Here is a 21,894-nt window from a genome sequence, read left to right as displayed (position 1 = left end):
GATGGACGTCATGGCGGCGTGGGCGGATGATGGCAGGGTTCCGAGGTCAACCGAGGAGCCCCCCAATGCCCAAGATGAAAGCCGCCATCTTCGTCGAGCCCGGCCGCATCGTGCTCGACGAGAAGCCGATTCCCGACGTCGGCCCGCTCGACGCGCTGATCAGGATCACCACCACCACGATCTGCGGCACCGACGTCCACATCCTCAAGGGCGAGTACCCGGTCGCCAAGGGCCTGACCATCGGCCATGAGCCGGTCGGCGTGATCGAGAAGCTCGGCTCGCAGGTGACGGGCTACACCGAGGGCCAGCGCGTCATCGCCGGCGCCATCACTCCGAGCGGCCATTCCTACGCGTGTCTCTGCGGCTGCGGCTCGCAGGACGGCGCGGGCACCAAGCACGGCTTCAAGGCCATGGGCGGCTGGAAGTTCGGCAACACCATCGACGGCACGCAGGCCGAATATGTGCTGGTGCGCGACGCCATCGCCAATCTCGCGCCGGTGCCGGACGCGCTCACCGACGAAGAGGTGCTGATGTGCCCCGACATCATGTCCACCGGCTTCTCCGGCGCCGAGAGCGGCGAGGTGAAGATCGGCGACCATGTCGCGGTGTTCGCGCTCGGCCCGATCGGCCTGTGCGCGGTGGCCGGCGCCAAGCTGAAGGGTGCCACCCGCATCATCGGCGTCGACACGGTGCCCGAGCGCCTTGCCATCGCGAAGCAGCTCGGCTGCTCCGACGTGGTCGACTTCAAGCAGGGCGACGTCTACGAGCAGATCATGGCACTCACCGACGGCCGCGGCGTCGACGTCGCCATCGAGGCGCTGGGCACCCAGAACACCTTCGAGACCGCGCTGCGCGTGCTGCGGCCGGGCGGCACGCTGTCCTCGCTCGGCGTCTATTCCAGCGACCTGAAGATCCCGCTCGGCGCCTTCTCGGCGGGGCTCGGCGACAACAAGATCGTCACCACGCTCTGTCCTGGCGGCAAGGAGCGCATGCGCCGGCTGATCGACGTCATCGCCTCCGGCCGGGTCGACCTCAAGCCGCTGGTGACGCACCGCTACAAGCTGGACGACATCGAGGCCGCCTACGACCTGTTCTCGCACCAGCGCGACGGCGTGCTGAAGGTGGCGATCACGCCGTAGGGTGGCTCTGGAACAGAACACCCCTCATGCCCGGGCTTGACCCGGGCACCCAGACTTCCTGCAAACGTCACGATGGCGGCCCCTGGGTCCCCGGGTCAAGCCCGGGGATGAGGGCCTTCTTGGGCCACGTCGTCATCCCGGCCGAAGCGAAGCTTCGAGCCGGGATCGCATGCCGTTTATTGGGAAACGATCCCGGATCGGCCTTTGGCCGTCCGGGATGACGAGGATGAATCACACATCGTTCGCCGAGCTGAGCCGCTCGGCGGGGATGTAGCCGGCCTTCTGCTTGATGCGCAGGCCCGGGCCGCCGCCCGAGCTCGCCTCGCCGGCGTCGAGCAGTTCGATGCCGGCCTCCTCCAGCACGCGGCGCAGGCGCTCGGCCTCGTGGTCGAACCCGTCGCCCGGCTCGCGGCCCTGCTCGAAGGCGGCGAGCCAGTCCACCGTCACATGCGCCCGCGCGGCCAGCTCTTCGACGCTCCAGTCGAGCATGGCGCGCGCCGCCCGGCACTGCTCGGGGGCGAGGGCAAGATTGGCGGGAACCGGCGTCGCAGGCATGGGCGCTCTCCTCACTAAGGCTCTACCCACTCAAGTAGGGCAGCCCTGCGCGGAATGCAGCCGGTACGGGGGCGCCGCCGCCGAAATACCGCAAAAATTCCGCCGGCCCGCCCGGCTCACGCCGCGTCGGTGGCCGGCGTGCCGGTCAGTATGGTGAAGATCGCGGCGGCGTCGCGGGAGTTGCGCAGCTTCTTGGCGACCTCGGGGTCGCGCAGCAGCCGCGCCACCCGCGCCAGCGCCTTGAGATGGTCGGCGCCGGCCGCCTCCGGCGCAAGCAGGAGGAAGATCAGGTCGACCGGCTCGCCGTCCAGCGCCTCGAAGTCGATGGGCTTCTCCAGCCGGGCGAACATGCCGAACAGCTTGTCCATCTTGGCAAGCTTGCCGTGGGGGATGGCGATCCCGCTGCCCACCCCGGTGGAGCCGAGGCGCTCGCGCTGGTTCAGCGTCTCGAAGATTTCCCGCTCGTCCCGTTTCAGGATCTGCGCGGCGTGGGCCGAGAGTTCCTGCAGCGCCTGCTTCTTGCTGCCGACCCGCAGGCTCGGGAAGATCGCGGACAGCGCCAAAATATCGTTCAGAGCCATGAGAGAATCCGAGACTTGAAGATCCGCGGCGTGACGCTCTCCAGCGTGGCGTGGCAAAGCGCGCGCACCGCGGTCGCGGCCGCGCGCCTGCCGTCGTCAAGCGGGCTCAATGGACTTCTTCCGTCACAGCACTGACCGGCGGATCGACCCAGCCGACATGACCGTCGCCGCGCCGGTACACGACGTTGATGCGCCCGTGCCCGGCATGGCGGAAGACCAGCACCGCGGCGCCGGTGAAATCGAGTTCCAGCACCGCGTCGCTGACCGAGAGCCGCGGCAGGTTGGCGGTCGCCTCGCACACCACGGTCGGGTTCCACCCTTCCAGGAGTTCGGCGTCCTCGTGGTCGGGGGTCGAGAACACGGTGAGCGGCACCGTCTCGGCCAGCCCCTCGCCTTCGCCGTTGGCGGCCCGGCGCTTGATGCGGCTCTTGTAGCGGCGCAGCCGCGTCTCGATCCGCTCCACCGCGGCATCGGCGCTGGAATAGGGATCCTGCGCGTCGGCATGCGCCTGCAGGATCGTGCCGCTGTCGAGATGCAGCGCACAGTCCGAGCGGTAGCCGGAGCCTTCGCGGGCGACCGTGACGTGGCCGGACCAGCCGCCATCGAAATATTTGCCCATGGCGCCAGCGACGCGGTCAGCCACACGCTGCCTCAGCGCCTCGCCCACATCGATATTTTTTCCTGAAACCCGCAGCGGCATCGCGACTAGTCCCTCTGCTGGGGCATTGGCGGCGGCAATCGGGTAAGTCTGCCGTCGCACCCTGCCCGAACCCCCTACATGCCCGGCCGGTGCCCTTAAGAGGTAGGAGCCGCGAGGGAACGTGTCAACGAGGCTGTGGATAGGTCCGCATCGGCGGCCTGCCGATGCGGCAGTCAGCCGGCCGAGAGCGCGGCCTGCTTCTCGCGCCGGCGCTGCACCGAGGAGGGGATGCGCATCGCCTCGCGATATTTCGCCACCGTGCGGCGGGCGATGTCGATGCCGGCTTCGCGCAGGCGTTGCACCAGCGTGTCGTCGGAGAGCACGTCGTCCGGGCTCTCCGCGTCGATCATCTGCTTGATGCGGAAGCGCACCGATTCGGCCGAATGTGCTTCGCCGCCGTCGGATGCGGAAATGGAAGACGAGAAGAAATACTTCATCTCGAAGATTCCGCGCGGCGTCGCCATGTATTTGTTCGAGGTCACGCGCGAGACGGTGGATTCGTGCATGCCGATGGCGTCGGCCACCATGCGCAGGTTCAAGGGGCGCAGGTGCTGCACGCCCAGGGTGAGGAAGGCGTCCTGCTGGCGCACGATCTCGGTCGCCACCTTGAGGATGGTGCGGGCGCGCTGGTCGAGCGAGCGGGTCAGCCAGGTAGCGGTCTGCATGCAGTCCGACAGGAAGGCCTTTTCGCGGTCGTTGCGCGTGGTCTTCTGCACCCGCGAATAATAGGCCTGGTTGACCAGCACGCGCGGCAGCGTGTCGGCGTTGAGCTCGACCAGCCAGTTGTCCGGCCCGCCGCGCACGAACACGTCCGGCACGATCGGCTGGATGACGCCGGAGCCGAAGGCGAGGCCGGGCTTGGGATTGAGCCGGCGGATCTCACCGACCATCTCCGCCAGGTCCTCGTCGTCGACGCCGCAGACCCGCTTCAGCGTGGTGAATTCGCGCCGCGCCAGCAGTTCCAGATGGCTCAGCAGCGCCGCCATGCACGGGTCGTAGCGGTTGCGTTCCTTGAGCTGGATGGCGAGGCACTCGGAGAGCGAGCGCGCGCCGATGCCCGGCGGGTCGAAGCCCTGCACCACGGCGAGAACCTTCTCCACCTGCGCCAGCGGCGCACCGAGCCGCTCGGCGACGCCGGCAAGGTCGGCGGAGAGGTAGCCGGCCTCGTCGATCAGATCGATCAGGTTCTGGCCGATCAGCCGCTCCACCGGATTGCTCACGGCGAGCGCCAACTGGCCTTCGAGGTGGTCGGCGAGCGTCGTCTCGGCGGAGACGAAGGCTTCGAGATTGTAGCCGTCATCGTCGCGCCCGCCGGTGCCGACGCCCGCCCATTCCGAATAGGCCGGCGCCTCGCCGCCCGGTGCGAGGCCCGTGGGCTCGCGGACGGCGTCGTCGGGGTAGACATTCTCCAGCGTGGTGTCGAGCCGGTCCTCGATGGCGCTGCGGCTGGTTTCGAGCCGCTCCTCCAGCCAGTCGGAGACACGCTCGTCGCGCTCGCCATCCGCGGCCTCGGAGGCGTGGCTGGCGCGGGGATCGAGATCGGCGTCGCTCACCCGCTCCAGCTGGTCGCCGCCCTCCCCCTCCATCTCCGCCGGGCGCTCGCCCTCCGGCTCGACCTGACGCTCCAGCAGCGGGTTGCGCTCCAGCTCCGCCTCGACATAGGCGACGAGATCGAGATTGGAGAGCTGCAGCAGCTTGATCGCCTGCATGAGCTGCGGCGTCATCACCAGAGACTGGGTCTGGCGGAATTCGAGGCGCGGGCTCAGCGACATAGCGCGCACTCTCCAGGGGCGGCAACGAGCGGGGCGGCGATGCGCCGGGTCTGGGGCGGCTCGCGGTCCATGCTACAGACGGAACTCCTCGCCGAGATAGAGCCTGCGCACTTCCTCGCTCGCCACGATCTCGTCCGGCGAGCCCTCCATCAGCACGGCGCCGGAATGGATGATGTAGGCGCGGTCGATGAGGCCGAGCGTCTCGCGCACATTGTGGTCGGTGATCAGCACGCCGATGCCGCGCTGGGTGAGGTGGCGCACCAGCGTCTGGATGTCGCCGACGGCAATCGGGTCGATGCCGGCGAAGGGCTCGTCGAGCAGCATGAAGGTCGGGCGCGAGGCGAGCGCGCGGGCGATCTCGACGCGGCGGCGCTCGCCGCCGGACAGCGCGATGGAGGGCGACTTGCGCACATGGGTGACGCGGAATTCCTCGAGCAGCGCGTCGAGCTGGCGCTCGCGCTCCTTGCGGCTCGGCTCCACCACCTCCAGCACGGCGCGGATGTTGTTCTCGACCGAGAGGCCGCGGAAGATCGAGGCTTCCTGCGGCAGGTAGCCGACGCCGAGGCGGGCGCGGCGGTACATGGGCAGGTGGGTGACGTCGTGGCCGTCGAGCTCGATGCGGCCGGCATCGGCCTTAACGAGGCCGGTGATCATGTAGAAGATGGTGGTCTTGCCGGCGCCATTGGGGCCGAGCAGGCCGACCGCCTCGCCGCGCCGCACATTGATGCTGGCGTCGCGCACGACCTTGCGGCCGCCATAGCTCTTGGCGAGGCCGGTGGCGCGCAGCACGCCGCGGTCGTCGACCGGCTCCGGCCGAAGGGGGGTGGCGAAGGATTTCGGTGACGCCTTCACCGGCGCGGCGGCGAACAGCGCCTCCATGTCGGCTTCGAGACCGGGCGTGATCTCCGGCGCGAGGTTGGAGGTGAAGTCGGGGTCCCGCCGCGCCTCGGTGCGGCCCGTCCGGCCGCCGCTGCCGAAGCCGCGCGCTGTCCCATTGTCCCGGCCGCCGCGTGGCGCCGATTTGCCGCGTCCGACGATTGCCGAGAAAAAACCCACGCGCACCTCCGTGGTGTTGTCACCACTGCCAAGGTGATAAACGCTCAGGGCTCAGCTGGCAAATGGAGATGCAAGAAGCGGGCCGAAAGCGCGCAATGTCGCAGCAAAGCTGCGCGAAAGCCGTTGGTAATCCAACAATCCGCCCCAATCAGGGCTGAGCGAGCTCACTGAGTTGGCTTGGCACCGGGTTTGGCGGCCGGCTTCGCGCCCGCGCCCGGCTTGGCGCCCGGACCGCCCGGCAGCGCGCCGTCCTTCATGCTGTTGGGCACGATCAGGCTCTCGATGCGCCCGCCGTCGAAGCGCGACATGCCGCTGGCGAGATCGACGGTCAGCTTCTTGCCGCGGATCACGTTCGGCCCGGAGGTCAGCACCACCGGGCTGCCGTTCAGCGTGATGGTGTTGGAGGCGGTCTCGAAGGTGCCGTAGTCGCCGGTGGCGGTCTGCTCCTTGGTGGTGACCACCACGGAACCGTTGATCTCCAGCCGGCGAATGGCGGAGGAGTTGATCGGGCTGCCGGAGGCGAGCGCCTCGCTGCTGGCCGGCGCGCCGGCTTTGCCGCCGCTCTCCTTGCCGTCGTAATAGACCACCAGCTCCTTGCAGCGCAGCGTGGTGTCGCCCTGGATCACCACGACATTGCCGGTGAACACGGCCTGCTTCTGCTGGTCGCGCACTTCCAGGCTGTTGGCATTGATGCGGATGGGCTCGTCGCGGTTGGCGGCGAAGCCCTGCAGCGCGTTCGGCACGTTCCGCGCCTGCGCGAGGGCGGGCCGCGCCAACGGGCCGAGGCACGCGGCGCCGGTCACGAGAAGAGCGAGGCCGGCGGCGCCGGCGAAGCGAAGCAGCGTGATCATGGATGAATGTCTAGCCGTGCCGCCGTGGCCATTCAATGACGCAACGTCTCACGGGGTCGCTCCGACGGTGGTCGCGCCGCGCAATTGCGGCGGACGGCGGGGCGGCAGCGGCACGTTGGCCGGCGTCGCGCCATTGACCACCACCGGCACCGGAGAGGGCGCGCCGTGAAAAATGTCGGTGGGCTGGGCAGCGGCGGCGGTCCTGGAAGCGGGAGGCGTCGCCGCAGCCGTCGAAGTCGCGGAAGCGTTTGCCGCGCCGGAAGCATTTGCCGTGTTGGAAGGCCTGGCACCGTCCGAAGGCTTGGCGCCGTCCGCGGGCGGCATCTTGAAGTCGAGCTGCACATTGCCGACCAGCAGCGCGCGCGAATCCTTCTGCGTGACCTCGATGCTGTCGGCGGTCAGCTTGCCGTCGAGATAGGTGAACTCGACCGGCTTCTTCGACACCAGCTTGCCGCCCTTGATGTCGACCGAGGCGTTCTGGAGATGGCCGCCATAGCCCGAGGAGGTGTCGAAGCGGATGCCGCCGTCGAGCATGAGCTTCTCGGTCTTGGTGTCATAGTGCCCGGTGGCTGCCACGAGGTTGACCCAGCCATGGTCGGCGAGCTCGAGCTTCGCCGCGATGGTCTCAAGATCGATGGCGTCAGGCTTGGTCAGATCCTGGTAGGCCGCCTCGGCGGTGACGCTGTAGCCGCGATTGTCGGAGGTGAAGCCGTGCAGCTTGGGGAATTCCATCTTCACCTTCGAGCCCGACAGCGAGATGCGGCCAAGCTCGAAGGGCAGGTCGACGGCGATGCTGAACGGGTCGAGATAGTTGACCGCGAGGGTGAGCCCGAGCGCCGTCGTCACCCCGACGGGCAACGCCCAGCGGAAGAAACGCACGCGGCGGCTGTGGCGGGCAGCGGCCTTGAAGCGGGCGACGGTCTTCGAACGGTCGGTCTCCACACGCGCAGACGCAGGCGCACGGCGAGCCGCTGGCTCCGCCGCACTCGCGCCGAGGCGCACGGGAGGTTCGACATGCTTGTTCATGCGTGACGGTCTATCCCCGGACTGCGGCCGACCCCCACAACGACCGAACCTTAAGATGGCGGGTTCCGCCCCCGCACGCAAGCGCGGGTCGGTGCGGCGCAACAAGCCCGCAGAAGGCGGCGAATATCAGGCAAACCCTCAGGAATGCGCGAAGATGTCCTCGTCCGGCCAGCCGGCGAGGTCCAGCTTGGCGCGGGTCGGCAGGAACTCGAAGCAGGACTGCGCCAGCTCGGTGCGCCCGTCGCGCGCCAGCATGGAAGCGAGCTTCTCGCGCAGTGCGTGCAGGTAGAGCACGTCGGAGGCGGCATATTGAAGCTGCGCCTCGCTCAGCTCCTCCGCCGCCCAGTCCGAGCTCTGCTGCTGCTTCGACAGGTCGACGCCGATCAATTCGCGCACCAGCTCCTTCAGCCCGTGCCGGTCGGTATAGGTGCGGGTGAGGCGCGAGGCGATCTTGGTGCACCACACCGGCGCGACGGTCAGGCCAAAGGTCTTGCCGAGCACGGCGACGTCGAAGCGGGCGAAGTGGAAGAGCTTGGTGATGCGCGGATCGGTGAGCAGCGCCTCCAGGTTCGGCGCGCTTCCCGGGCCGGCGCCGGCCGGGATCTGCACCACGTCGGCGGTACCGTCGCCGGGCGAGAGTTGCACCACGCACAGGCGGTCGCGATGCGGGTTGAGACCCAGCGTCTCGGTGTCGATGGCGACGAAGGGGGCGTTCTCGGGCGTGTAGCGGGAGAGGTCGACCAGGTCGCCGCGGTGCAGGCGGATGCTCATGAGGTGCGCAGTTCCAACGATTGCCGGCTCCTTAGCACCGCCGGGCCGCTCGCGCTACCTCAGCCGACGAGTGCGTCGAGCAGGAAACCGGCGAGCAGGATCAGCCCCGCGTCGCGGTTCGACTTGAACAATTTGAGGCAGAGGGCGCGGTCGTCGATGTCGAGGCGGCGCACCTGGGTGCCGAGCTGCACGACGAAGATGCCGAGGCCGCCCCAGGCATAGGGGCCTGCACCCGCCGTCACCAGCGCGACGCCGATCAGCGCCGCCGCGGCGGCATAGAAGCCGACCAGCCAGGGCTTGGTCGCCCGCCCGAAGAGGCGGGCGGAGGACTTCACCCCGACCAGCGCGTCGTCCTCGCGGTCCTGGTGGGCGTAGATGGTGTCATAGCCGATCACCCACAGCACCGAACCGGCATAGAGCAGGAAGGCCGCGGCCGGCAGCTCTTCGAGGAGCGCGGCGAAGCCCATCAGCGCGCCCCAGGAGAAGGTGAGCCCGAGCACGGCCTGCGGCACCCAGATCACCCGCTTCATCAGCGGGTAGATCGCCACCAGCCCGAGCGAGGCCAACGCCGTGACGATGGCGAAGGGCGGCAGGCAGATCAGCACGACGAGCCCCACCAGCGCCTGAAGGGCGAGGAAGGCGAAGGCACCGAGAAGCGTCACCTGCCCGGCCGGCAGCGGGCGGGCGCGGGTGCGCTCGACCCGCACGTCGATGTCGCGGTCGAGGATGTCGTTCCAGGTGCAGCCGGCGCCGCGCATGGCGACCGCGCCGACGGCGAACAGCACGCCGAGGATCAGCGCGCGGGAATAGTCCGCCTCACCGGCGCGCGCCTGCATGCCGAGCGCGAGCGCCACCGACCACCAGCAGGGGATGAGCAGCAGCCAGCTGCCGATCGGCCGATCGATACGGGCGAGCCGCAGGAAGGGACGCAGGGCAGCCGGCGCGCGGTCGACCCAACTCACGGCGGAATCGGCCGGAGCCGGTCCGGCGGGGGTGGACGGTGCGGTCATCGCCGCTCAGCGCAGGGCGTCGCCACCGAGCGTGTCGAACATCCCGCCCTTGGGAGCGCCGACGCTCGGCAGGCCACTCGGCAGGCCGAGACCGGCGGAAATCTGCCCCTGCGGAGGCGGGCCGCTGGGACCAGCCCCACCACCGCTCTCCTGCAGCTTCGCCACCTCGCACACCTTGTTGCGGGTCGCGTTGACGGAATTCACGTTCTTCTTCAGCTGCGCGATGACCTCGTCGGGAACGCCGCACTTGGTCTTGTTGGTGCTGAGGTAGGAATAGAAGCTCTGCTGCGCCGAGGTGAAATTGCGGAACAGCGGGCACAGCTCGGTGGGCGGGCGCTTGGCCTTGGCCGCCTTCTCCAGCGCGCCGCCGCGCGCTTCGAGGTCGCCGCGCAGCTTCATCACCTGGCCCTGGCATTCACTCATGTTAGGGTTGGCTTGAGCCGCCCCTTGCGACATGCCCTGGGGCGCGGCCTGCTGGGGAGCGCCCATGCCGGGCGCGAAGCCGCCCCCGGCACCCGCCGCCGGGCCCGGCGACGGCGCAGTGATGGTCACGGCACCGGACGAACCGCTCGAGCTGCCGTCGCCGCCCGGCGCACCGATCCACTGCGCATGAGCGGGAAATGCACCGAGCATGACCGCGACGAACGCACCTCCCAGCGCCGGCACACAGGCGCGGGCGGTGAAGCGCATCTGGCGAGCTTGCAAAATCGAACCCCTCATTGAACCGTCAGCCTGAGCCCGTTCTTGACCCAGCGTGATACAGAGGCCTTAAAGATTGGGCAACATCACGGCGGGTGGCGTCGTGCGGCAATAATCGAGAAAATGGCCCGCATCATGGCCCGCCATCAAGAAGATTCGTCCGATCAGCCCTATGATTTCCGCGCCCAGCGTCTCTATGTCGACGACGATCTCGGCGAGGGCACGCTCGTCCGGCTCGACCGCGACCGCGCCCATTACGTCGCCGACGTGATCCGGCTAGAGGTCGGCGGCGCCCTCCATCTGTTCAACGGACGCGACGGCGAATGGCGCGCCGTGCGGGAGCCCGCGGGCCGGCGCGAGGCCGTCCTGCGGTGCGAGGCGCGGCTGCGCCGGCAGGCGGAACCGGCCGATCTCGACTATGTGTTCGCCCCGCTCAAGCACGCCCGGCTCGACTACATGGTGCAGAAGGCGGTGGAGATGGGCGCCGGCCGGCTGGTGCCGGTGATGACCCGCCGCACCCAGGCGAGCCGGGTGAACACCGAGCGCATGCGCGCCAATGTGATCGAGGCCGCCGAGCAGTGCGGCATCCTCAGCCTGCCCGCGGTGCTGGAGCCGTCGGCGCTGGCGCGCTGGCTGGCCGACCTCGCCCCCGAACGCCGGCTGGTATTCTGCGACGAGGCGGCCCCCGAGGCCGATCCGCTGGCCGAGCTGCGCGAAGCCGTCGCCGGCCCGCTCGCCGTGCTAATCGGCCCCGAAGGCGGCTTCGACGAGGAGGAGCGACGGCTGCTCAAGGCGCGGCCGGGCACCATCGTGCTTTCCCTCGGCCCGCGCATCCTGCGTGCCGATACCGCCGCCGTGGCGGCGCTCGCGATGGTCGAGGCGGCGCGGCAGACGGCCGCTAATTTTTCGGCCCGTTGAGCTTTCCCGAAAAGCAGCCGAAGTCGATGGAACCGGAGAGAGGGATGCGCGTTATCGGGCGCTGACCTCCGGTGGGAATCCCATTCGGGCGTTCAGGAGTGGACGCCCCTGGCGACCGCAGCTCTGGAGTGAAAGATGCGTGCCTTCTGGTAATATCCGCACCACGTACGCACTTATTATAATAAAAAAATGACACCCTCCGGAATAAATTGAAGTCATAATCCGGTCTCACTTTTCCATCATCAAGCGCACCGACGCCGACGCACGCTGATTCTGCGTCGGCTAACCTACATCTGTGCGCATTCTAGTCGATTCGAGCGGAGAACCACGCCATGACAACAGAAGAATACCGCATCGGCATCGAAGAAGAATATTTCATCGTCGACGGCGAGACCAAGAGCGCGTTGCGGCGCATGCCGGCTCCCTTCATGGACCAGGCGCGCGGCGCGCTTGGCGAAGCCGTGAGCGGCGAGATGCTGCAGTCGCAGATCGAGATGATGACCCGCCCGCACGTCAGCGCCGCCGATGCGCGCCGCCAGCTGCACGGGCTACGCCGCTCGCTCGGCGAGGTGGCGGCCGAGTTCGACCTCGCCTTCCTCGCCGCCGGCACCCATCCGACCGCGAGCTGGCAGACCGGCAAGCGCACCCCGACCCAGCGCTATGACGGGCTGATGCACGACCTGCAGATGGTCGGCGAGCGCAACATGCTGTGCGGCATGCATGTGCATGTCGAGCTGCCCGACGCCGACCAGCGCGTCGACGTGATGCGCCGCATCCTGCCCTACCTGCCGATCTTCGTGGCGCTGTCGACCTCCTCGCCCTTCTGGGAATCCAAGCGCACCGGGCTGATGGGCTACCGCCTCGCCGCCTATGACGAGCTGCCGCGCACCGGCCTGCCGGAGCTGTTCGAGAGCGCCAAGGACTACCAGGATTATGTCGACGCGCTGGTGGCGGCGCGGGCTATCCGCGATTCCAGCTATGTGTGGTGGACCATCCGCCCCTCGCAGAAGCACCCGACTTTAGAGCTGCGCGCGCCCGATAGCTGCACGCGGGTGGAGGATTCGGTCGCCATCGCCGCGCTCTACCGCGCGCTGGTGCGCCACCTCGTGCGCGATCCCAAGCTCAATGCCGGCATCGACGCCGTCGACCGCGCCATCGCGGTGGAGAACAAGTGGCGCGCCCAGCGCTACGGCATCCATGGCAGCTTCGTCGACCGCAGGACGCGCGAGGCGGTGCCGGTAACGCAGGCCGTAGAGACGCTGATCGACCAGCTGCGCGAGGACGCGCGCGCCCTCGGCGGGCTGGACGAGCTGGAGCACCTGCGCACCATCCTGGGCGGCGGCACCAGCGCCGATATCCAGATCGCGGTCTACCAGGAGGCGGCCCACCGCACCGGCAACCGCAACGAGGCGCTGAACGCGGTGAAGACCTGGCTCGCCCACGCCTCGGCGCAGTAGGCGACATTCCCCAGCCGCGCGGGCGGCGCAGGGATCAGGTGATCCCCTCCGTCGCCCGCAGCGCCGGCACGGCGAAATCGGTGAAGGCCCGCACCACCGGACGCATGAAGCGCACCGAGGGATAGGCGAGGAACGCCTCGGACGGGCGCACCTCGTACTCCGGCAGCAGCCTTACGAGCCGTCCCGCCGCCAGATCGCGCGCGGCGAACAGCACCTGCACCGGCCCGGCCGCATGGCCCCCCAGCAGCGTCTGCTCGATCACTTCGGCGGCGTTGGTGCGCAGGACCGGACGCACCGGCACCTCGATGGATTCGCCCAGAGGGGTCCCGGCACGCTGCAGCATCAGCATGTCGCGTGGCGATACCACCGCCGGCGTGGTGACGATGTCGACCTCCGACAGGCGCTCCAGCGTGTCGACGGGGCCGCAGCGGGCCAGGAAGCTCGGCGCCGCCACCAGCACCCGCCGCACCAGCCCCAGCCGCCGGATGACCAGGTCCTGCCCTTCCGGCCGGCCATATTTCACCGCGAGGTCCAGATTCTCGTAGACGAGATCGACGCTGCGGTTCTCCAGGATGAGATCGACGTTGACGCCGGGATGCGCGGCCTGGAACTCCATGACGATGCCGTGCAGCCGCCGCGCGCCGAGGCAGGCGGGCGCGTGGATGCGCAGCGTCCCCTCGATGGCGCCCATGTCGCGCCGCACGCCTTCCAGCGCCGAATCGATGGAGGCGAGTGCCGAGCGGCTCGTCTCGTAGAGCGCCGCGCCCTGCGGCGTAGGACGCACGAGCCGCGCCGAGCGCTCCAGCAGCCGGGCGCCGACATGGCGTTCCAGATTGCGCAGATGCTTGGTGACCGCCGGTTGCGTCACGGCGAGGTCGCGTGCCGCCGCCGTCACCGAGCCGCGCTCGACGGTGCGCACGAAGGCGCGCAGGGCGGCCGCGAGATCCATCCATGCCTCTTGGTTATGGAAGTGATTACCCCATAACATATGGACGCTTCCGGCGCCATCGCGCACCTAGGCCGCCACCCGTTCGCATCCTTCCGGAGGCACAGAGATTCCATGCCCATCCACCGACGCAGCCTGCTTCTCGGCGCGCCCTTCCTTCTCGCCGGCTGCACCACGGCGCGCCGGCAGGAACCGACGCCGGTCGCCCGCTCCCTTGCCTATGCGCCGTCCTACGAGACCATGTATGCCGCGCTCGACGGCGAGCCCTATCCCGTCCCGGCCGTCGATCTGTCGCAGATCGACCCGCGCTTCCTAAGGCGCGAGGTCGCCTACGCCACCCGCGAGGAGCCCGGCACCATCGTCGTCGACGTCGAGGCCCGCTACGCCTATCTCGTCATGGAGAACGGCCGGGCGCTGCGCTATGGCGTCGGCGTCGGCAAGGAGGAAGGCTTCAACTTCCGCGGCGCGGCGACCATTGCCCGCAAGGCCGAGTGGCCGCGCTGGACGCCGACCCCGGACATGATCCGCCGCGAGCCCGAGCGCTACGCCAAATATGCCGGCGGCCTGCCGGGCGGGCCGGGCAACCCGCTCGGTCCCCGCGCGCTCTATCTCTATCGCGACGGGCGCGACACGCTGTACCGGCTGCACGGGACGATCGAACCCTGGACCATCGGCACCATGGTCTCCTCCGGCTGCATCCGGCTGCTGAACCAGGACATCATCGACCTCTACCGGCGCGTGCCGGCGGGAAGCCGCGCCGTGGTCCTGAGCTCCGCCGGCACCGCCGCGTAAAGCGGCGTCGAACCCCGCCCATTGCACCAATGCATTCCCAATTTCCATCGGTAGTTACGGCGATTTGCGTCCCCGCCTCGCCTGTGTATGGTCTCGCGCCCCAAAGCCAGCCTGCCCCGCCTGCCGCCGGAGTCCCTTATGGCGCGAGACCAGATCGACACGCAGCCCATCGAAAGCCGCGACGACCTCGTCGCGTGGCTGGAGGCGGGCTGCAAGGCGCCAATGAAGTTCCGCATCGGGACCGAGCACGAGAAATTCCCCTTCACCCTGAACGGCCACGAGCCGGTCCCCTATGAGGGGCCGAACGGCATCCGCGCGCTGCTGGAAGGCATGCAGGCGCTGAACTGCTGGGAGCCGATCATGGAGGGCTCCACCATCATCGGCCTGGCCGACAATGTCGGCGGCGGGGCCATCTCGCTGGAGCCCGGCGGGCAGTTCGAGCTTTCCGGCGCGCCGCTCATCACCATCCACGAGACCTGCGCCGAGGTGAATTCGCACCTGACCCAGGTGCGCGAGGTGGCGACCCCGCTCGGCTTCGGCTTCCTCGGCCTCGGCATGAGCCCGAAATGGACGCTGGCGCAGACCCCGGTGATGCCCAAGGGCCGCTACAAGATCATGACCGCCTACATGCCGAAGGTCGGCACCCACGGCCTCGACATGATGTACCGGACCTGCACCGTGCAGGTGAACCTCGACTTCTCCTCCGAGGCCGACATGGTGCAGAAGCTGCGCGTCGGTCTCGCTTTGCAGCCGGTCGCCACGGCGCTGTTCGCCAATTCGCCCTTCACCGAAGGCAAGCCGAACGGCTTCCTCTCCTTCCGCTCGGAGATCTGGCGCGACACCGACAATAACCGCTCCGGCATGCTGCCCTTCGCCTTCGAGAAGGGCATGGGCTTCGAGCGTTATGTCGACTACGCGCTCGACGTGCCGATGTACTTCATCAAGCGCGGCGACCATTACATCGACGTCGCCGGCTCCTCCTTCCGCGACCTGCTGGCGGGCAAGCACCCGGCGGTGCCGGGCGAGACGGCGACCGTCTCCGACTGGGCCAACCACCTCTCCACCATCTTCCCCGAGGTGCGGCTGAAGCGTTACCTCGAAATGCGCGGTGCCGACGGTGGGCCGTGGGCGAACCTCTGTGCCCTGCCCGCTTTGTGGACCGGCCTTCTCTACGACCAGGCCAGCCTCGATGCCGCCTGGGAACTGGCCAAGGGCTGGAGCGCCGACGAGCGCCAGAAGCTGCGCGACGACGTGCCCCGGCTCGGCTTCAAGGCCGAGATCGCCGGCCGCTCGATGCACGAGCTCGCCCGCGAGGTGGTCGCCATCTCCCGCGCCGGCCTCGCCCGCCGCGACAAGCGCGACAGCCAGGGCCGCGACGAGACGCGCTTCCTCCAGCCCCTGGAGGAAAGCCTCGTTTCCGGGCTCACGCCGGCCGAGGTGCTGCTTAAGCGCTACGAGACCGAGTGGAACCGCTCGGTCGAGCCGATCTTCGACGACTGCGCCTATTGATCGCCGTCATAGGAGCCGGCGCAGCAATTCCCCTTCCCTCATCCGCGGGCTTGACCCGCGGACCCAGGAGACCGGGTGCGCCCAGTCACTGGGTGGCCGGGTCAAGCCCGGCCATGAGGGCGAAAGGGTGGCTATCGCCGAGCCAAGCTGAGTTACGAGTCAGACTTATAGGAGCCGGCGCGGTAGGTGCCGACGCTCCATAGATGGCCTTCCGGGTCGCGCACGGTGAATTCGCGCGAGCCGTAGGGCGTGTCGTAGATCGCCATCACCACCTCGGCACCCGCCTCCATCGTGCAGGTCCACAGCGCGTCGGCGTCCGGCACCACCACATAGATGCCTTGCGTGACGCCGCCCGCCTCGGCCGGCGTGCGCATGCGCAGAACGTCGTCCTTCACCCCGCCGATCATCAGCGCGCTGGTGCCGAGCGCCAGCTCGGCATGGGCGACGCCGCCATGGCCGTCATCGACCACCAGGATCGGCGAGAAGCCGAGCGCCTTCTTCAGCCAGGCGATGGCGGCGTGCGGATCGGCATAGCGGAGGAAGGGAACGAGGTCGCCGGGGACGGGTGCGGACATGGGAGCCTCCTGCGGCATTGTGGCACCATGTGCGGCGCGCGTGGCAGGGCCGCGCCAGCGCCGTACCCGATTGACTTAGGTCATGCCGCCGCTGCGTCACCTCCCTACACTGTCCGCAGTTCCCGCTGGCGACGAAGAACCGCGCGCCCGTTCCGGCGGGAAGCGCGGAAGCCGACGGTGCTGCCGGAGAGTGAGCGGGACTCGGGGCGCGGCCTTTGGACGGGGCACGCGATCCCGACGCGGCCGGACCGGCGGGTGGGCCGGGGATGGCCGGAGCGGCGGGCGAAAGCCCGCCGCTTTTTTGGGTGGGTTCGCGCGGACGCGGCGGATTTACTCCGCCGCTATGGCGGCTTCCGAGATGTTGTCGAGGCCCTGGACGATGTGGTTGGCGAGGGCGTCCGCCAGCGGCGAAGCCTCGTGCCGGTTGCGCAGGAGGCCGATGCGACAGGGCGCCAGCGCGGGGAAGCCGTCCGAGGGACCGAGCACCCGCATGCCGGGGCGCAGCCCCGATTCCGGCAGCACCGAGATGGCGAGGCCGGAGAGCACCGCCGCCGAGACCGCCGTGCTGTTCGAGGAGGTGTAGAGGATGCGGAACGGCCGGCCGACCGCCTGCAGCATGGATATCGCCTCCTGCCGCCAGTTGCAGGTCTGCCGCCCCAGCGCCAGCGGCACGGGGTCCTCGAGATGCACCGGGTGGCGGTTGGAGCCGACCCAGAGCAGCTGCTCGCGGCGGATGATCTCGGTCTCGCGGTTGATCATCTCGCAATCGGTGACAATGGCGAGGTCGAGGTCGCCGGTGTCGATGCGGTCGATGAGGTCGGTCGAGGGATCGCACACCACGGTCAGCTCGACATTGGGATGGGTGTTGGAGAACCGTGCCATGATCTCCGGCAGATAGCGGTCGGCATAGTCGTCCGGCACGCCGAGCCGTACCCGTCCCGAAAGCTCGGCGGAGGCGAGGCTCGCCACCGCCTCCATGTTCAGCTTCACGATCCGCCTTGCGTAATCGAGCAGCCGGTCGCCCTCGTCGGTGAGGCGCGAGGCACGCCCGTCGCGCGCGAAGATCGCCTTGCCGACCCTTTCCTCCAGCCGCTTCATCTGCATGGAGACGGCCGACTGGGTCTTGTGAACCACATCGGCGGCCTTTGTGAAGCTGCCGGTTTCGGCGATTGCGATGAATGTTCTTAATTGATCAATATCGAGCAGCACGGTCATGGAGCGACCTCCCGGCGGGCTATCATCAACAGCAATGATATCTCGGATCAGAAACATTCGCTAGTGTGATCGATTGCGCTGCGGCATAAAGATCCCGCCGCGAACGGATGACGTCGATATCGGGTGGCTCCGGTGCCTCCCGAGGATCAGAAAACCCAGCGTCATCGCCGCACGGCCGACAGATGGAGGGATCGATGTCGTATATTGGCGAAGTCCGGAGAACAGCCTTCTCCACATTCGGCGCCGCTGCCAGCGGCCTGCTGGTCGCCGTCGCCACGGGTAGCGTTCAATTCATCAAGGCGGTGGGCCGCCATCGCCGCGCGCACGAAGCGCATCCGGCTCGGCTCGGCGGTGACGGTGCTCTCCTCCGATGATCCGATCCGCGTGTTCCAGCGTTTCGCGACGGTCGACGCCATCTCCAACGGGCGGGCCGAGGTGATCCTCGGGCGCGGCTCCTTCACCGAATCCTTCCCGCTCTTCGGCTTCGACCTGAAGGATTACGAGGCGCTGTTCAGCGAGAAGCTCGACCTGTTCGCCGCGCTGCTGAAGGACAACGGCACGGCCGACGGCGTGACCTGGAACGGCAATCTGCGCCCGCCGCTGGAGAAGCAGCACGTCTATCCGCTGGTCGAGAGCGGCACGCTGAAGACCTGGATCGGCGTCGGCGGCTCGCCGGAATCGGTGGTGCGCGCCGCGCGCTACGGCCTGCCGCTGATGCTCGCCATCATCGGCGGCGATCCGGCCCGCTTCGCGCCCTATGTCGATCTCTACCACCGCGCGGTGGACCAGCTCGGCGGCGTGGCGCATCCCATCGGCGTGCATTCGCCGGGCTATGTCGCCGAAACGGACGAGCAGGCGCGCGAGGAGTTCTTCGCCGACTACAAGCGCATGCGCGACCGCATCGGCGCCGAGCGCGGCTGGCCGCCCATGGGCCGCGACGAGTTCGAGCGCGAGGTCACGCGCGGCTCGCTCTATCTCGGCTCGCCCGAGACGGTGGCGCGGAAGATCGCCAAGACCGCGACGACGCTCGGCATCGGCCGCTTCGACATGAAGTACAGCGCCGGCCCGCTGGCGCATGAGAAGTCGATGAAGTGCATCGAGCTCTATGGCCGGCAGGTCATCCCGCGCGTGCGGGAACTGCTGGCGCAGGAGAAGGTGGAGGCGTAGGCGCCGCGCCCGCTTCCCATCACGCCCTCATCCGCGGGCTTGACCCGCGGACCCAGAGGGACCGGGTGCACCTGGTCACTGGGTGCTCGGGTCAAGCCCGGGCATGAGGGGGTGTTCTGTGGGGCGGCCCCCTTGCCAACAATCGTCATCCCGGAACGGCCGCAAGGCCGTATCCGGGATCGCATCGTCATTGCAGAGCCATCACGGAAAGCGATCCCGGCTCTCCGCAGCGCTCCGGCCGGGATGACGGTTGGATTTAGAACAACATCATCCCCGGGCTTGGCCCGGGGATCCACGCCTTCCTTCATCGGCCAGGACGTCGATGGCCGGGACAAGCCCGGCCATGACGGCATTCTCGCGGGACGCGCCCGACATCCTCACACGTTCAGCAGCAGATATTCCCGCTCCCAGGGCGAGATCACCCGCATGAAGGTGTCGAACTCCTGCTGCTTCACCGCCGTGTAGGTCTTCACGAAGGACGGCCCGAGCACGCCGGCGATCTCCTCCGAATACTGCAGCGCCGCCACCGCCTCGAGCAGCCCGCGCGGCAGCTCGAAGTCGAGGAACTTGGCGTCGGCCTCCAGCGGGTCGGTGGGACGCAGGCCCTCGACCAGCCCGAGATAGCCGCAGGCGAGCGAGGCGGCGATGACGAGATAGGGGTTGGCGTCCGAGGACGGCACCCGGTTCTCCACCCGCCGCGCCGCCGGCGAGGAAGGCGGCACGCGCAGGCCCGCGGTGCGGTTGTCATAGCCCCACTGCACGTTGATCGGCGCCATGGAATCGCGCGTCAGCCGGCGGTAGGAGTTCACGTAAGGCGCCATGATCGACATCACCGCCGGCATGTAGCGCTGCTGGCCGGCGATGAAGGAGAAGAACTCCGGCGTCGGGTCGCCGTCCTTGTCGGAGAAGATGTTCTTGCCCGTCTCGGCATCGACGATGGACTGGTGGATGTGCATGGCCGAGCCGGGCTCGTCGGCGATCGGCTTGGCCATGAAGGTAGCGTAGATCTTGTGGGCGAGCGCCGCCTCGCGGATGGTGCGCTTGAACAGGAACACCTGGTCGGCGAGCACGACGGGATCGCCGTGCAGCAGGTTGATCTCCATCTGCGCCGCGCCGTCCTCGTGGATCAGCGTGTCGATCTCCAGGCCCTGGGCCTCGGAGTAGTCGTACATGTCCTCGAACAGGGCGTCGAACTCGTTCACCGCCTGGATCGAATAGGACTGGCGGCCGATCTCCGGCCGGCCCGAGCGCCCGATCGGCGGCTTGAGCGGATAGTCGGCGTCGGTGTTCGGCTCGACGAGATAGAACTCGATCTCGGGTGCCACCACCGCCTTCCAGCCCTTGTGGGAATAGAGCTCGACGACGTTCTTCAGCACCTGACGCGGCGCGAGGTCGACCGGGCGGCCGTCGCGGTGATAGGCGTCGTGGATGATCTGGGCGGTCGGGTCCTGCGCCCAGGGCACGACGGCGAGGGTGGAGAAGTCCGGCTCCATCACCAGGTCGCTGTCGACCACCACCGAATCCACCAGCCCGTCATAGGGCGGGTAGTCGCCGGAAATGGTCTGGAAGAACACGCTGAGCGGCAGGTTCATCGTCGGTCCGGAGAGGAACTTCGACACCGGCATGATCTTGCCGCGCCCGACCCCGGCAAGGTCCGGCACGGCGCATTCGATCTCGGTGATGCCCCGGGCGGCCATCCAGGCCTTGGCCTCGGCGAGCGAGGTGACACCGCGGGGAGCTTCGACCACGTCCTTGTCGGGACGCTTCTTCTTGGCCATGATTGCCTTCCTGATGCGCGATTTGCGCCATCATGAGGCAATCACGGCCCCCTGACTGCCGTCAAGGCAGGCCCGCCCTGCTCAATTCCGGGCATGGTAAAATTGTTTGCATTGCGCCGTTGAGCCGCCGCGCGAAGCCGGATAGCGTTTCTCCATTGCCGGCGCGGCCGGCGGGGGAACGGGACCTGACAGCATGAGCAATGGCGTCGCCGAGAAGACGCAGAAGACCATTGGCGGCATCCGCCGGAAGTTCGCCCCCTGGAACGACCCGCAGGCCGTCCCGCTCATCCGCTACCAGAACGTCACCAAGCGCTTCGGCGAGTTCACCGCCGTCGACAACCTCTCCCTCGATATCTATGAGCGCGAGTTCTTCGCCCTGCTCGGCCCGTCCGGCTGCGGCAAGACCACGCTGATGCGCATGCTCGCCGGCTTCGAGGACCCGACCGAGGGCAAGATCACCCTTGCCGGACAGAACCTCGTCGGAACGCCGCCCTACAAGCGGCAGACCAACATGATGTTCCAGTCCTACGCGCTGTTCCCGCATATGAGCGTGTGGGACAACATCGCCTTCGGCCTTCGGCAGGACCGGATGGAGAAGGGCGCCGTCGCCGCCCGCGTGGAGGAGATGCTCAAGCTGGTGAAGCTTGAGAAATTCGCCAAGCGCAAGCCGCACCAGCTCTCCGGCGGCCAGCGCCAGCGCGTGGCGCTCGCCCGCTCGCTCGCCAAGCGCCCCAAGGTGCTGCTGCTGGACGAGCCGCTCGGCGCGCTCGACAAGAAGCTGCGCGAGGAGACCCAGTTCGAGCTCATGGACATCCAGATGGAGCTCGGCATGACCTTCCTGATCGTCACCCACGATCAGGAGGAGGCGATGACGGTGGCCGACCGCATCGCGGTGATGAATCACGGCAAGCTGGTGCAGGTCGACCAGCCGGCGGTGATCTACGAGCAGCCCAATTCGCGCTACGTGGCGGACTTCGTCGGCGACGTGAACATACTCGACGCCAAGGTCGAGGCGCTCGCGCCCGGCGCCGTCACGCTGCGCTCCGAGGCGGCGCCCGACATGCCGATCCGCGTCGCGCAGGAATGCGCGGCCAAGGTCGGCGACAGCGTCGCGGTGGCGCTCAGGCCGGAGAAGCTGCGCGTCGAGCTCGACCCGCCGGCCGACCCGAGCGTCAACACGCTCACCGGCACGATCTGGGACATCGGCTATCTCGGCGACCTCTCCATCTACCATGTGGAACTGCCCAACGGCATGCGGGTGAAGGCGGCCAAGCCCAACCTGACCCGCATGGTCGAGCGGCCCATCACCTGGGAGGACAAGGTCTATGTCTCCTTCACGCCGGATGCCGGCGTGGTGCTGACGAACTGAGGGGGCGG

At 68.3% G+C, this 21,894-nt stretch carries 21 protein-coding genes and 1 pseudogene; 8 read left to right on the top strand and 14 right to left on the bottom strand.

Going from position 1 to position 21,894, the window contains the following annotated elements:
* Positions 1–65 precede the first annotated feature (65 nt).
* The gene (locus SNOV_RS01805; protein WP_013165194.1) at positions 66–1,139 is read left to right on the top strand and encodes an NAD(P)-dependent alcohol dehydrogenase; all 1,074 of its coding nucleotides are present in this window, start codon (positions 66–68) and stop codon (positions 1,137–1,139) included.
* A gap of 231 nt (positions 1,140–1,370) precedes the next feature.
* Here SNOV_RS01805 and SNOV_RS01800 read toward each other — a convergent pair whose 3' ends face one another.
* The 10 genes from SNOV_RS01800 to SNOV_RS01755 all read right to left on the bottom strand — a co-directional run bounded on the left by SNOV_RS01800 (position 1,371) and on the right by SNOV_RS01755 (position 10,151).
* Complete coding sequence (locus tag SNOV_RS01800; RefSeq protein ID WP_013165193.1) at positions 1,371–1,694, bottom strand: helix-turn-helix domain-containing protein; 324 nt, start codon at positions 1,692–1,694, stop codon at positions 1,371–1,373.
* A 116-nt stretch (positions 1,695–1,810) separates the two neighbouring features.
* Positions 1,811–2,275, bottom strand: coding sequence for a PTS IIA-like nitrogen regulatory protein PtsN (ptsN, locus tag SNOV_RS01795; RefSeq protein WP_013165192.1), 465 nt, complete (start codon positions 2,273–2,275; stop codon positions 1,811–1,813).
* 106 nt (positions 2,276–2,381) lie between these two features.
* Positions 2,382–2,975, bottom strand: a complete 594-nt coding sequence (gene hpf, locus SNOV_RS01790) for a ribosome hibernation-promoting factor, HPF/YfiA family (protein ID WP_013165191.1) — start codon at positions 2,973–2,975, stop codon at positions 2,382–2,384.
* 173 nt (positions 2,976–3,148) lie between these two features.
* Positions 3,149–4,747 carry an RNA polymerase factor sigma-54 gene (gene rpoN / locus SNOV_RS01785; protein ID WP_013165190.1) on the bottom strand — a complete coding sequence of 533 codons (1,599 nt, stop codon included), beginning with the start codon at positions 4,745–4,747 and terminating at the stop codon, positions 3,149–3,151.
* Between the two features lie 72 nt (positions 4,748–4,819).
* Positions 4,820–5,803, bottom strand: a complete 984-nt coding sequence (gene lptB, locus SNOV_RS01780; protein ID WP_013165189.1) for an LPS export ABC transporter ATP-binding protein — start codon at positions 5,801–5,803, stop codon at positions 4,820–4,822.
* A 164-nt stretch (positions 5,804–5,967) separates the two neighbouring features.
* A complete protein-coding gene (locus SNOV_RS01775; RefSeq protein ID WP_013165188.1) occupies positions 5,968–6,654 on the bottom strand; it encodes an LptA/OstA family protein in 687 nt (228 codons plus the stop codon).
* 48 nt (positions 6,655–6,702) lie between these two features.
* Positions 6,703–7,680, bottom strand: coding sequence for a hypothetical protein (locus SNOV_RS23985; RefSeq protein ID WP_013165187.1), 978 nt, complete (start codon positions 7,678–7,680; stop codon positions 6,703–6,705).
* 138 nt (positions 7,681–7,818) lie between these two features.
* On the bottom strand, positions 7,819–8,451 hold the full coding sequence (locus SNOV_RS01765; RefSeq protein ID WP_013165186.1) for a ribonuclease D: 633 nt from the start codon (positions 8,449–8,451) through the stop codon (positions 7,819–7,821).
* Positions 8,452–8,510: 59 nt separating this feature from the next.
* Positions 8,511–9,461, bottom strand: a complete 951-nt coding sequence (gene ubiA / locus SNOV_RS01760; RefSeq protein ID WP_013165185.1) for a 4-hydroxybenzoate octaprenyltransferase — start codon at positions 9,459–9,461, stop codon at positions 8,511–8,513.
* A 6-nt stretch (positions 9,462–9,467) separates the two neighbouring features.
* The gene (locus SNOV_RS01755) at positions 9,468–10,151 is read right to left on the bottom strand and encodes a hypothetical protein (RefSeq protein ID WP_041781908.1); all 684 of its coding nucleotides are present in this window, start codon (positions 10,149–10,151) and stop codon (positions 9,468–9,470) included.
* Between the two features lie 144 nt (positions 10,152–10,295).
* On the opposite strand from SNOV_RS01755, the gene SNOV_RS01750 reads away from it, so the two are divergent.
* Both SNOV_RS01750 and SNOV_RS01745 read left to right on the top strand, forming a co-directional pair.
* Positions 10,296–11,078, top strand: coding sequence for a 16S rRNA (uracil(1498)-N(3))-methyltransferase (locus SNOV_RS01750; protein ID WP_013165183.1), 783 nt, complete (start codon positions 10,296–10,298; stop codon positions 11,076–11,078).
* A gap of 332 nt (positions 11,079–11,410) precedes the next feature.
* Complete coding sequence (locus SNOV_RS01745; RefSeq protein WP_013165182.1) at positions 11,411–12,535, top strand: carboxylate-amine ligase; 1,125 nt, start codon at positions 11,411–11,413, stop codon at positions 12,533–12,535.
* A gap of 34 nt (positions 12,536–12,569) precedes the next feature.
* Here SNOV_RS01745 and SNOV_RS01740 read toward each other — a convergent pair whose 3' ends face one another.
* Complete coding sequence (locus SNOV_RS01740) at positions 12,570–13,484, bottom strand: LysR family transcriptional regulator (RefSeq protein ID WP_013165181.1); 915 nt, start codon at positions 13,482–13,484, stop codon at positions 12,570–12,572.
* A gap of 111 nt (positions 13,485–13,595) precedes the next feature.
* Between SNOV_RS01740 and SNOV_RS01735 the strand changes: the two genes are divergently transcribed.
* Together SNOV_RS01735 and SNOV_RS01730 are read left to right on the top strand one after the other, a co-directional pair.
* Positions 13,596–14,273, top strand: a complete 678-nt coding sequence (locus tag SNOV_RS01735) for a L,D-transpeptidase (RefSeq protein WP_013165180.1) — start codon at positions 13,596–13,598, stop codon at positions 14,271–14,273.
* A 138-nt stretch (positions 14,274–14,411) separates the two neighbouring features.
* A complete protein-coding gene (locus SNOV_RS01730; RefSeq protein ID WP_013165179.1) occupies positions 14,412–15,782 on the top strand; it encodes a glutamate--cysteine ligase in 1,371 nt (456 codons plus the stop codon).
* A 152-nt stretch (positions 15,783–15,934) separates the two neighbouring features.
* On the opposite strand, the gene SNOV_RS01725 is transcribed toward SNOV_RS01730, so the two are convergent.
* Both SNOV_RS01725 and SNOV_RS01720 read right to left on the bottom strand, forming a co-directional pair.
* Positions 15,935–16,357, bottom strand: coding sequence for a VOC family protein (locus SNOV_RS01725; RefSeq protein ID WP_013165178.1), 423 nt, complete (start codon positions 16,355–16,357; stop codon positions 15,935–15,937).
* Positions 16,358–16,687: 330 nt separating this feature from the next.
* On the bottom strand, positions 16,688–17,572 hold the full coding sequence (locus tag SNOV_RS01720; protein ID WP_013165177.1) for a LysR substrate-binding domain-containing protein: 885 nt from the start codon (positions 17,570–17,572) through the stop codon (positions 16,688–16,690).
* A gap of 194 nt (positions 17,573–17,766) precedes the next feature.
* Here SNOV_RS01720 and SNOV_RS23695 point away from each other — a divergent pair, with 194 nt between their 5' ends.
* Both SNOV_RS23695 and SNOV_RS01715 read left to right on the top strand, forming a co-directional pair.
* Complete coding sequence (locus SNOV_RS23695; protein WP_187291171.1) at positions 17,767–17,946, top strand: hypothetical protein; 180 nt, start codon at positions 17,767–17,769, stop codon at positions 17,944–17,946.
* A pseudogene (locus tag SNOV_RS01715) lies at positions 17,879–18,739 on the top strand (LLM class flavin-dependent oxidoreductase); the annotation flags it as partial. The gene SNOV_RS23695 and the pseudogene SNOV_RS01715, both read left to right, overlap by 68 nt.
* Positions 18,740–19,116: 377 nt before the next feature.
* Here the strand turns inward: SNOV_RS01715 and SNOV_RS01710 are convergent.
* The gene (locus tag SNOV_RS01710) at positions 19,117–20,517 is read right to left on the bottom strand and encodes a glutamine synthetase family protein (protein WP_013165175.1); all 1,401 of its coding nucleotides are present in this window, start codon (positions 20,515–20,517) and stop codon (positions 19,117–19,119) included.
* Positions 20,518–20,710: 193 nt separating this feature from the next.
* Between SNOV_RS01710 and SNOV_RS01705 the strand changes: the two genes are divergently transcribed.
* The gene (locus tag SNOV_RS01705) at positions 20,711–21,886 is read left to right on the top strand and encodes an ABC transporter ATP-binding protein (RefSeq protein WP_013165174.1); all 1,176 of its coding nucleotides are present in this window, start codon (positions 20,711–20,713) and stop codon (positions 21,884–21,886) included.
* Positions 21,887–21,894: the final 8 nt, after the last annotated feature.

Origin of the sequence: Ancylobacter novellus DSM 506, from assembly GCF_000092925.1 — a bacterium.
Classification (GTDB): Bacteria; Pseudomonadota; Alphaproteobacteria; order Rhizobiales; family Xanthobacteraceae; genus Ancylobacter; species Ancylobacter novellus.
This window is presented reverse-complemented; position numbering and strand designations above follow the sequence as displayed.